This window comes from Thermoplasmata archaeon (assembly GCA_036395115.1).
In the GTDB taxonomy this organism is placed as follows: domain Archaea; phylum Thermoplasmatota; class Thermoplasmata; order RBG-16-68-12; family RBG-16-68-12; genus RBG-16-68-12.
Map to the genome: position 1 here is coordinate 1 of DASWDU010000019.1, position 9529 is coordinate 9529.

Genomic DNA, 9529 nt, shown 5'->3' on the forward strand with positions numbered 1-9529 from the left:
CCCGGAATGCGGCGAAGGACGGGGTCGGGTCCGTCGGCCACTCGCTGAAGACGAACCGGCCGGTCGGCTTTAGGACCCGGCGAACCTCCTGGAACACCCGGTCGTATCCGAGGCCCGGGATCCCGAGGTTGCTCGCGGCGCCGTCGAACAGCTTGCCCCGGTACACGATGTTCCGGGAGTCGAGCATCTCGAACCGGATGTTCCGGATCCCCGCGTTCCCGGCGCGGTAGCTCGCGACGGAGATCGCGCCATCCGCGAGGTCGATCGCGACGACGCCTTGCGGCAGGACCCGCGGCGCGAGCACGCACGCCAGCAGGCCGGTGCCCGTGCCGACGTCGAGGAAGAGCTCGTTCGGCTTCGGGTCCGCGAGGCGCACGACCTCGTGGGTGATCGGCTCGAACCGCGGCGCGACGTTCGCGTCGTAGGCCTCCGCCATCCGGCTGTACTCGTCGACCCAGACGAGCGTCGCCTCGTTCGCGTTCACGGGCCGCGGCCAAGAGGGCTGTCCGGATTAAGGCTTCGCGCCGCGGCGACGCCACAAGGGTTTATGACCGCACCGAAGGTTCCGCTTCTCGTGGCCGAACTGGTCCCGCGATTCAAAGAGGAACAGGTCTTCATCATCCAAGCGTTCATCGTCGCCTCGATCCGGGAGAGCGGCCGGAAGGGCGTCGTGCTCGGGTTGAGTGGCGGCGTCGACTCGGCCCTCGTCGCGAGGTTGTGCGCCGACGCGCTCGGCCCGGCGCGCGTCTTGGCGGTCGCGATGCCCGTGGGAAAAGGCGGCATCGATCTCAGGGACGCCCGAAAGTTCGCGAAGGGGCTCGGCATCGAGTTTCGGGTTGTCGGGATCGCGCCGATCGTGGCCGCCATCGAGAGGCAGCTGAACGCGTCCGGCGCCGGCCGCACCGCCCTCGGGAATATCCGCGCCCGCGCCCGGATGGTCGTCCTCTACTACATCGCGAATACGGAAGGACGCATCGTCATGGGCACGGGGAACAAGTCCGAGATCTGTTGCGGATATTTCTCCAAGTGGGGGGACGGCGGTGTGGACTTCCTCCCGATCGGCGACCTCTACAAGACGCAGGTGCATCAGATGGCCCGCCACCTTGCCCTGCCGCCGGAAATCGTCGACAGGGTGCCGACGGCGGGTCTGTGGACGGGGCAGACGGACGAAGGCGAACTCGGCATCACGTACGACGAGCTCGATCGGATCCTCCTGGGGATCGAGCTGGAGCTGGAGCCCGAGGCGATCGCGGAGAAGGCCGCTGTGCCCTTGGACCACGTGAACCACGTCCGACGCCTCGTCGCCTCGAGCGTCCACAAACGGAAGATGCCGCTAATCCCGAAGGTCGGCATCCGCACGGTGGGCCTCGACTGGCGCGAATAGTCCTCGGCGTTCCTCCAAGGCCGCGAGGAATTTCGTGCGGTCGATGACGTCGAACACGATCTCGCTCGCCCTGAATCCGAACGACTGCCAGAACCGCCGGGGGCGGGAGAGCCGCAGCGAGACGAGGTTCGTGCGGCCGCCCGTGACGAAGAGCGCCGGCTGGCCGAACGGCCGGTGGAGTCCGAGCGGCGCGCGGAACGGGCCGATCTCGTCGAGCGCGCGGATCGTCTCGATGCCCGTGAACGGGATGACGGCGCGGAAGTACCAGCCTTGACGGACGATCAGTCGCGAGCGGGTGATCCAGTGTTCCGTGAGGAGCGGCGACACGGCGAACAGGACGAAGTACGCGACCAGGAGGACGGCGAGGACCGCCACCGGGCCCACGGACAGAGAAGGCAGAAACGCGACGGCCACGGCGACCAGGACGATGAGGCTCGCAAACGCGACGAACCGACCCACGACCAGGGTGCGGCCATAGGGGAAGGAGAGCCGCTTCTCCACGCGCCCCCGACGCCGACGCTTCGGATAAGCGTGATGGCGCGCGTCGGGGCGGAAGACGGAATTGCGTCGTCGAAATTTCACGGGCGTCTCCTCGGCTCCGGACGCGCGGACGCACGTCGTGTCGCGTCGAGATTGAACTTTCAATATGGTATCAATCATAGTGGGATTCGAATAAAAATCGCGCTCGCGGACGACGACAATGTCGCACGTTCCCGTCACAAACCTTTTTGTGCGGCCCGAGGATACCCGCCCCTCCGCGCGCGATTTCCCTGGAGAGGACGCGTGTGAAACATACCTTCTGCTTTGGGGGAGCGGGAGCATATGGAAGAAAGCATCTTCCAACCGTACCTTGGGACCCGTGCGATCTTCAAGATGGACCGGGAGATCCTGCGGCCGTCGTACCTCCCGGAGCGGCTCCCACACCGGGAGGGCCACATCGATCAACTCGCGCAGATCTTGGTGAATGCCCTGAAAGGCGAGCGGCCGAGCAACGTCCTCATCTTCGGGAAGACGGGCACCGGGAAGACGGCCGTGGTCAAGTACATCGAGAACGAGTTCCGGAAGGCCGACGTCGCCCGGATGGTCCAGTACCTCTACCTGAACTGCGAGATCGTCGACACGCCGTACGGCGTGCTGCAGTCGATCGGGAACAAGTTCATCGAGCACCTGCATCAGCGCATCCCGTTCACGGGCCTGTCGACGGACCGAGTGTACAGCCTCCTGCTCGAGAAGCTCGATGAGGAGAAGCGCGTCGTGATCGTGGCGCTCGACGAGATCGACAAGATCGTGCAGAAGAACGGGGACGACATCCTTTACCAGTTGCTGAAGATCAACGACGACCTCTCGAAGGCCCGCGTCTCGCTCATCGGGATATCGAACGACCTGAAATTCACGGAGTATCTGGACCCGCGCGTGCGCTCCCGCCTCGCGGACGAGAAGATGGTCTTCCCGCCGTACAATGCGGACGAGCTGTACGACATCCTCTCGGAGCGCGCCCGCCTCGCGTTCGAGAACGGGATTGCGAACGACTCCGTGCTCCACCTGATCGCCGCCCTCGCGGCGCAGGAGCACGGCGATGCGCGGCGCGCGCTCGACCTGCTCCGAGTGAGCGCGGAACTCGCCGAGCGCGCCAGCGACGAGCACATCACGGAGGAGCACGTACAGAGGGCGAAGAACAAGATCGAACTCGACACGGTGATCGAGGCGGTGAAGAGCCTCCCGACACAGTCGAAGCTCATCCTGCTCGGCATCCTTCTGAACGAGGAGATCGGCAACGTGACGCTGACCACGGGCGATGTCTACACGACGTACCGGGACCTGTGCCGGAAGACGGGCGTGAGCCCGCTCACCCAGCGCCGCGTGACGGACCTGATTTCCGAGCTCGACATGCTCGGGCTCGTCCACGCCCGCGTGCGCTCGTTCGGCCGCGGCGGTCGGACGAAGGAGATCCAGTCGTCCGTCCCGGCCCTCGACGTGCGGAAGGTGCTCGAGAAGGACGAGGTCCTCGGCGAAGTCCGCGGATACCGGCTCAAAGTCCAGACGACCCTGCTCTGATCGGTCAGCGCGCGCGACGTCCCGGTTCGTCCCCGTCGCGGCGGTCGTCCTTGGAGGTGCGCGCCTTCCGCCGCCACGGCCACCGGATCTCCGGCAGGTGCGGGCCCACGTACTTCGTCCACGCGCGGCCCGCGATCTCGAGGAGGAACGGGAGCGCTAGGAGGAAGATCAGGCTGACGAGCAGGGCGTTCCAACTATTGTTCGGCGCGGCCGAATCGCCCCAGCCGCCGGGGCAGCACGAGTCCGTCGGCTGCAGCATCAGCTTGAGCAGGCCGAACCACGGGAGTTCCCCCCGGGCGCGTCCGAGCACGTCGGGCTGTTGCGGCATCCATTGCGTGTCGTACGGGACGGTGCCCTGGCACGGATCCTTCCTGATGGAACAGTACGCGTACGCGTTGTGGTCCCCCATCGTGATATATCCGGACCGAGGCGCGAACCGCGCGAAGTCGCGGGGAAAGTTGAACGTGATCCCGAGGTCGCCGCCGAAGCCCATCCGGTGGATCGTGAGGGTGAGCAGGTGGTGCGGATCCGTCGTCGGACCGGTGCTGTTCGTCGCTTCCCAGTCCCTGAAGGACGGGTTTCCGATGTCGAGCGCGTCCGCGGTGCCGTCCATGTACACGGTGACGTAGAGGATTGGGCGGTGGATGACCGGTGTCGGGTTCCCGGGCCGGTTGAAAATGATGACGTCGCCGTAGTCCCCGTACGTGGAATAGCCGCTCCCGCGTCCTTCCACGTACGTCGTCACGGACGAACGGGTCGGCGCCGCTTGCTGGAACACCATGTCCCCCGTGTCGATCACGCCGAGGGACGATTCGCTGTTTCTGCATGATGGGTCGCCCGAGTGCTGCATCGAGCAGCTCTCGACGACGACGAGCGGCGGCCATGTGCCCGCGTAGGCGTACATCGCGGCGAGGAAGATCGCGACGATGAGCCCGGCCACGAGGAGATCTCGAGCGAGCCCCTTCCACGCGCTGAGCGGGGCCTCGTCGTCCTCCGGGTCGTCTCGGGGCATGGGCCCGCCGGCCAAAGGGGGCGGGCCTCATAAACCACGCGGCCTGATCAGATGTCGAACGTCGACACCGTCCGTCGGACCGGGTACGCGACGTTGTGGATCGGCATGGAGGCGGCGGCTCCCTCGAAATCCTCGAGCCGGACCGACGACGGTCGAAGCTCGGCGAACGGGATTCCCTTGTGGATGTGTCCGTGGATCACGAGCGCCGGCCGACGCCGCAGGAGGACGGGCTCGAGCGCCTTGCATCCGAGCTCCGGTCGCCATTCATCCTTCTCGCCACCCATCGTCGCGTAGGTCGGCGGGTAGTGCGTGAGCAGGACGGGGCCATCGTCCGCCGCGAGGAGGCCGTCGAGGATCTCGATCCTCCGAAGGTACACGTCCGCGAGGTGCGGGAGGTTCTTTCGCTGCCACCACGTCGGGCGGTCGAGGCTCCCCGTGCTGCCGACGATCCGCACTCGTCCGCCCTCGGATTCGAAGACCGCCGGCTCGTCCCGGAGGAACCGCACGCCGTACCGGTCGGCGAAGCGCGCGACGTACGTCGGATGGTCGCCCTCGTACTCGTTGTTCCCGAAGACCGCCGCGATGGGTGCGCGGACCCGTTCGCGGATCGCCCGGAGGACCGCCTCGAAGGCGTCGAGGTCGTTCCGGTCCGTCGTATCGCCGGCGAGGAGGAACAGATCGGTCGGACCGAGGCGCTCCAAATCGGATCGGACCGACTCGAGGCCCCGATGGCCGTGCACGTCCCCGACCGCCGCGATCCGCACGGGCCGCCGAAGGCCCACCGCGTCGATGAACCTATCCCGCGCTCAGAACTCCCGGATGACCGCCTGCCCCGTCGCGAGGTCCACGATCGGAAGGCGGGCGGGCATCGGATTGATGTTTCGCATCTTCTGGTACGGGGTCTGCGCCTGCCACGTGGACGCGTTCACGAGTACGACGCCGCGGTACGCGTCGACGCCGACCGAGTGGACGTGGCCCGTCGCGAAGACGTCGGGCACGTCGTCGATGATCAGGTGATCTTCCGCCTCGGGAGCGATCGGCGTCTTGCCGCCGTAGATCGGCGCGAGGTGGCGCATCCGCAGCATCGCCTTCATTGCATCGATCGGCCGGTGGTAGCTCAGCCCGGGCACCGCGGACACGAGGTCGTCCATGCTCCGCCCGTGGTAGGAGAGGATGCGGACCCCCTCGAGGCTCATGAGGCACGGGTTGCCCGCGAAGGTGACGTTCGAGTCGAAGAGCTTCTGGATCGACGTCGGGAGCGCCGGCTGCGGCTCGGCGGGACGCACGGCGTCGTGGTTCCCGGGACTCATGACGACCGCGATCCGGTCGGGCAAGGCGGCCATCATCGCCGCCAGCGCCTCGTATTGCCCGTAGATGTCGTCGATCGCGAGCTCCTCGTCCTGCCGCGGGTAGATGCCGATCCCGTCCACGACGTCCCCGCTCACGACGAGATATCGGACGGACCGCGCGACCTCGTCGTCGCTTCCCAGCCACGCGGACACCTTCGACCACTTGTCCTCGAGGAACGTGCGGCTGCCGACGTGGATGTCCGACATGAAGGCCGCGCGGACGTGCCCGTTCGTCCCGCGGAACGGGCGCGTGGTCGGGATGTCCGGCCGCACGAGGGCGTGCGCGATCAGGAGGCCGCGGTCGTTCGCGGTCCCGACGACGCCGACGACCTCGTCCATCACGACCGACTCCGCGGCGAGGTCGGAGTCGGCGGGCACGAGGACCGGGATCGTCTCCGATTCGTCCTCGAGCTCGAGGACGCGGTGCCCGTTCTTCGTCGTCCGGACGTCCGCGACCATCCCGATGATCCGGACCTCTCGGGTCGACTTGCGCGCCTTCGCGATGTCTTGCGCCCCCGCGAGCTCGCGACGGCCGGCGAGGAGCCGCCGGAGGACCTGGAAGCGGTGGCGGAAGTAGCGGGTGAAATCCTCCAACGTGCCCTCGCACGTCGAGCGGCCGGTGATGTCCCGCAGGATCCGTACGTCGGCGTCGCGGCCGACCGCCGGCTCGCCCTCCCGTCGGAACGAGGCGGGGACGGATGCCTGTGCGCGCACGACCGGCACGACCGGGAGGGGCTGGGCCCGGACGGCCGCCTGCTGGCCGATCGTCCCCGCCTCGGCGACGTCATGGAGCGTCACGACGAACGGCGGCTCGGAGCACGTCTCGAGGAACGCTTGGAGGGGCGCCATCGGATCCCTCTGGCCGAGGAGGAACTCGACCGCATCCGGCTCGAGCAGCGTTCCGCGGCGGCTCACGAACGCCAAAAGTTCCTCGCGCATCCGCCGGCCCATGGCACGCCATCGAATAAAAAGGGTTCGTCGCGTTCGAGACGTCGTCCGAAGAAAATTATAGGCGGACCGACGAATCCGCTCCGATGCTCCGAGTCCGGGTCGAGGCCCCTCTCCAGGCGACGGAGAGCGCGGAGAAGGTGTCCGCCGCGATCCGCAACCTCTTCCCCGACGTCGCGTTGCAGGCGCAGGCGGACCGCGTCGTCGGCACGACGGAAACGCTCGACCGCCTGCGGGACCGGATTCGGAGTCAGCGGATCCGCGACACGGCGCGCCGCCAGTTCCTTGCGGGCCGTCATGGGGACCGGACCGTCGTGGACCTGAACAAACAAGCGGCGTTCGTCGGCGTCGTGAGCTTCGGCACGGCCTCGCCGCTCGGCGACATCCGCGTCGAGATCGAATCGGACGATCTCTCGGCCGTGATCGACGACGTCGCGGAGAGCACCGTCGAGCCGAAGGCCAAGACCTAGGCGGTCCGGCCGCACCGCGTGCACGTGAAGCGGCCAGCCTCGTATCGGGCCTCGACCCATGCGCAGTTCGGACACTGGAATCGGACGGGCGGGTAGCCGTAGGGAGGCGGCACGTACGTCGGCGTATAGTCGCGGGGGATGTGGGCTCGGTCCCGGACCGTGGCGACCGGCGCCATGGCCGAGGAGGCCGGGGCGGGCGGCCACGCCAGGTTGGGCGGACTGGGAGGCGGGAATCCCGTGGGCGGCGCGGCGGGCGGCACCGTCGCCGGGTACGGGGGGACGGGCACGGCGGGCGGTGCTTGGACCGGCGGGCGGAACCGCCGCACGAGTTCCTGGAGTCGCTTCGTGGCGTGGAGCGCGTACCAGGCGAAGAACCCGGCGCCGGCCACCGCGAGGCCGAGCACGAGGAGTTCCGTGAGCAGGAGGGTCGCCTCCCCGCCGATGCCTTCGAAGTACAGGGAGTCGATGTAGTCGTTCACGAAATGGGCGAGTATCGCCGCTCCGACGCCGTGCCGCAAGAACAGGTACCCGAACCCGAGGCCGGCGACCATCGCGGGGACGACCTTCCACCATCCCCACCCGGGTCCGTGCGCGAGGCCGAAGATCGCGGAGCTCGCGACGAGGAACGCCCACGCCGCCACGAGCGTCTCGCGGGGCGAATCGGCCCGCACGGCGCCGCCGAGCAGGTACCGCAAGCTGCCGACGACATGGCGCCCCGCGAATCCGGGTGGGTGCTCCGCGCCACCGCGATTCATCTCCATGATGCGGAGGGCGATGGACCCGAGCGCCATCGGGAGTCCGATCAAGAGGACGCGGAACGCGAGTTCCTCATAGACGCCAGCGTTCGCAAGTTCGAACAGGAACACCCACGCGTTATCCAGGGTTTCGTTGATCGGATTCGTGGGATTGATGCCGGCGAGTTCGATCACGAGGATGAAGGCGAGCTGGAAGAACGTCACGGCCATCCAGACCTGCGCGATCGCGATCCACGCGCTGCCGCTCCGGAGCCGCGTGCCGATCGATTGCAGTGGGGCGCGGATCGCCTCCCACGTCGGTCTTCGCTCCGCGGACGCATAGTAGCCGCCGGCGACGAGGATGGCGAGGACGATGAGACCGTAGTACGCCAGGAAGAGCGCCATGTTCTGAGTTCGGTACACGACGATCGGGGCGGGGAGCGGCAGGTAGAGGAAGACGCTCGCGTCCGTCGTCCACCGGAGTCGGATGTTGTCAAAGCCGATTGTCACGGGACCGGACGAGCCTCGGTTGTTGAACGCGACCTTCAGGTAATACGGGGTGTTCGGTGTCAGAAGCCGCTCCCCGGCGTCGAACTGCGGCGTCGTGATCCACGGCGTCGGGCCCGTGAAGTTCACGATTCCGACGGCGACCAGCGGATCGGGATTCGTCTGCGACGAGTCGACGGAAACGAGCAGCTGTCCGGACGTCAAAGGGCCCGTGACCAGCATGTCGAGCTGCACCGCTGCGGCGAAGGGGAGCGAGCCGGCCACTTGGAACTCTTGCATCCAGAACCCCCGGGCGCCCGCCGGTAAGGTCATCTCGAGGTATCCTCCGGGATTCCCGCCGATGCTCTGGTATGCGGACGTCGCTCCCCCGGATGGGAAGAAGCTCCAGTTCCCATCGAAGTCGAGCCCACTGTTCACGGTCTCTCCGGACTGGATGCCCTGAATGCCGGGCACGACCAACGTGGGGCTCCAGAGCAGCGCGGCGAAGTCCGTCAGCGCGAGGACCAGGAAGCCGACCATCGCGAGGGTCCACAGGATCGAGAGGACCGAACGACCGCCGGAAGGACTCGGAGGCGGCCGGTACGCCCAGGCGGCGGTCGGCAGGCCGCAGCGCGGACAGAAGTGGCCCCGGTACACGGTGCCGCATCGGGGGCATGGCCATCCGGGGGCGGCCGCGTCCGTGACGGGCGGGGGCATGGCCGGCGCTGGGGTCCCGCACCGGGGGCAAAACGACCCCTCGAACGTCGCCCCGCACCGGAGGCACTGCATCGGCGCCCAACGAGGGGTCCGCGATATTTAATGGTGCGGTCCGCGAACAATCAGGGAGCGGTATGCGAGGACGTGGTGCGGTGAGGGCCGCGGTTCTGTCACAAATCGGGTGATGGAATCACGCCCGCTTGCAACTCCACTCCGCTCGGCTCCTCCCGTGCGCCTCCTCCTTCACGGAGGAGGTCGTAGAGGGGACTCACGACATCATGGCGGAGGGCACCGGGCCGGAACCGTACAGCCCTTGCCAAGGCCTCGTTCGAGGCCAAGGCGGTCTTCAGGATGTTCATGCCTGCGTTGATCTG

At 67.5% G+C, this 9529-nt stretch carries 10 protein-coding genes; 3 read left to right on the forward strand and 7 right to left on the reverse strand.

All coding sequences use genetic code 11. The features are described from left to right. On the reverse strand, positions 1-484 hold a 484-nt coding region (locus VF992_04620; protein ID HEX9340437.1), incomplete at its 3' end, for a methyltransferase domain-containing protein. Between the two features lie 90 nt (positions 485-574). On the opposite strand from VF992_04620, the gene VF992_04625 reads away from it, so the two are divergent. Beyond that, positions 575-1384, forward strand: a complete 810-nt coding sequence (locus VF992_04625; protein ID HEX9340438.1) for an NAD+ synthase — start codon at positions 575-577, stop codon at positions 1382-1384. On the opposite strand, the gene VF992_04630 is transcribed toward VF992_04625, so the two are convergent. After that, positions 1334-1885 (reverse strand): hypothetical protein, encoded by a 552-nt coding sequence (locus VF992_04630; protein ID HEX9340439.1) that lies wholly within the window; start codon positions 1883-1885, stop codon positions 1334-1336. The genes VF992_04625 and VF992_04630 overlap by 51 nt on opposite strands. Before the next feature lie 321 nt (positions 1886-2206). Here VF992_04630 and VF992_04635 point away from each other — a divergent pair, with 321 nt between their 5' ends. Next, positions 2207-3439 carry an ORC1-type DNA replication protein gene (locus tag VF992_04635; GenBank protein HEX9340440.1) on the forward strand — a complete coding sequence of 411 codons (1233 nt, stop codon included), beginning with the start codon at positions 2207-2209 and terminating at the stop codon, positions 3437-3439. 4 nt (positions 3440-3443) lie between these two features. On the opposite strand, the gene VF992_04640 is transcribed toward VF992_04635, so the two are convergent. From VF992_04640 to VF992_04650, 3 genes are read right to left on the reverse strand one after another with little or no spacing between them, the layout of a single operon-like run. Then, the gene (locus VF992_04640) at positions 3444-4451 is read right to left on the reverse strand and encodes a S26 family signal peptidase (protein ID HEX9340441.1); all 1008 of its coding nucleotides are present in this window, start codon (positions 4449-4451) and stop codon (positions 3444-3446) included. Between the two features lie 47 nt (positions 4452-4498). Further along, entirely contained in the window at positions 4499-5215 is a 717-nt protein-coding gene (locus VF992_04645) for a metallophosphoesterase (GenBank protein HEX9340442.1), read from the reverse strand. A 42-nt stretch (positions 5216-5257) separates the two neighbouring features. Further along, positions 5258-6739: a DNA-directed DNA polymerase II small subunit gene (locus tag VF992_04650; protein HEX9340443.1), complete on the reverse strand. Its 1482-nt coding sequence runs from the start codon at positions 6737-6739 to the stop codon at positions 5258-5260. A 95-nt stretch (positions 6740-6834) separates the two neighbouring features. Here VF992_04650 and VF992_04655 point away from each other — a divergent pair, with 95 nt between their 5' ends. Further along, entirely contained in the window at positions 6835-7218 is a 384-nt protein-coding gene (locus tag VF992_04655) for an RNA-binding domain-containing protein (protein HEX9340444.1), read from the forward strand. On the opposite strand, the gene VF992_04660 is transcribed toward VF992_04655, so the two are convergent. Then, on the reverse strand, positions 7215-9227 hold the full coding sequence (locus VF992_04660) for a CPBP family glutamic-type intramembrane protease (GenBank protein ID HEX9340445.1): 2013 nt from the start codon (positions 9225-9227) through the stop codon (positions 7215-7217). The two genes, VF992_04655 and VF992_04660, sit on opposite strands and share 4 nt — an antisense overlap. A gap of 98 nt (positions 9228-9325) precedes the next feature. Then, on the reverse strand, positions 9326-9529 hold a 204-nt coding region (locus VF992_04665), incomplete at its 5' end, for a hypothetical protein (GenBank protein HEX9340446.1).

Coding starts and splice junctions, on each gene's coding strand:
- VF992_04635 (HEX9340440.1), top strand. CDS start 2,207: ATGGAAGAAAGCATCTTCCAACCGTACCTTGGGACCCGTGCGATCTTC.
- VF992_04640 (HEX9340441.1), bottom strand. CDS start 4,451: ATGCCCCGAGACGACCCGGAGGACGACGAGGCCCCGCTCAGCGCGTGG.
- VF992_04650 (HEX9340443.1), bottom strand. CDS start 6,739: ATGCGCGAGGAACTTTTGGCGTTCGTGAGCCGCCGCGGAACGCTGCTC.
- VF992_04655 (HEX9340444.1), top strand. CDS start 6,835: ATGCTCCGAGTCCGGGTCGAGGCCCCTCTCCAGGCGACGGAGAGCGCG.
- VF992_04660 (HEX9340445.1), bottom strand. CDS start 9,227: ATGCAGTGCCTCCGGTGCGGGGCGACGTTCGAGGGGTCGTTTTGCCCC.